The organism is Leptolyngbya sp. BC1307, from assembly GCF_002286735.1.
Taxonomy (GTDB): domain Bacteria; phylum Cyanobacteriota; class Cyanobacteriia; order Phormidesmidales; family Phormidesmidaceae; genus Phormidesmis.
Genome location: NZ_NRTA01000162.1, coordinates 1 through 988 on the forward strand (window position 1 = coordinate 1; position 988 = coordinate 988).

The 988-nt window shown below is 47.9% G+C and carries 1 pseudogene; it reads right to left on the reverse strand.

The annotated features are described in order from the left end of the window. Window positions 1–28: 28 nt before the first annotated feature. Window positions 29–988, reverse strand: a pseudogene (locus CKL79_RS23380) (site-specific recombinase, DNA invertase Pin); the annotation flags it as partial.

The following is a 988-nucleotide window of genomic DNA, read 5'->3' on the forward strand; positions in this document are numbered from 1 at the left end:
GTTTTAGCGCGACCATAAGGATACCCTCCTAATCAGACGATTTTAACTTATTCTGTGACTGACTCGTACGGTTGGCTTCCAGGCGTAAGCGTTCCATTAATGCCGCATTATCGCGAATTAAGTAATAGCCTCGGGGTTGCCGAACCAGATCAAACTCGGTGAGAAAGCCGTTGCGAATACGGTTGTAAATCCAATGTATTTTGACTCCGAGTTGTGCAGCGAGACCTTTAATCGTCCAGAGTCCATCTACCTTTTCAACATCTTGATAGGTATGACAGATACTAGACCACTGCTGCTGGTGCCGAATGCTCAGGACAATATGGTCGGTTACCTTCTGTTGCCGAGCAGAATGGAAGCCTTCTTGATTGAGAACATCAGCAATCTGGGCGTCTGTTTGCCCTTGCTGCCAGAGTTGCTTGATGCGCGCTACCATATCGGCATAATGGCTGGTCTCTGTCTGCCTCCAAATGGGCGGGCACACAATCCCCTCTGAAAAGTGACCGCTCACCCAAATGACTTTAACTTGCACCTGGTCAGGGGCAATGCGTTTTAGCAATACCTTAGCAATTAAACTGCGCAGCAGTTGCTTCTTCTGTTCAGGCGTCAGCTTACCATCAGCCCATAACTTAGGCAGTTCCTGATTCAGATGAGATAGCTGCTGTCGTAAGGATGGTGTAATGTTAGGCGATTCAGGGACTGTCTGCGTAAAGCGCTCTAGCACTTCTCGAACGACGTGGAGTTGTCGTAACTTATCTTCCCAGTCACGCTCTAGCTCATGAGCGACCAATCGATTGTCGGGATCTACTTTGTCGTAGCGCCGCCGCGCTAGTCCAACCTCGTACTCAGCCCGTTGTACTTGTTGCTGATGATATTGCTGCAGCTGTTGTTGTTCTTTCTGTTTTTGTTGTAATATCTCATCTAAAGCATCCAATTGAATGGGTGCAATGGCTTCAAAGAAAGCTTGGACAACATACTGCTCAATCGAAGG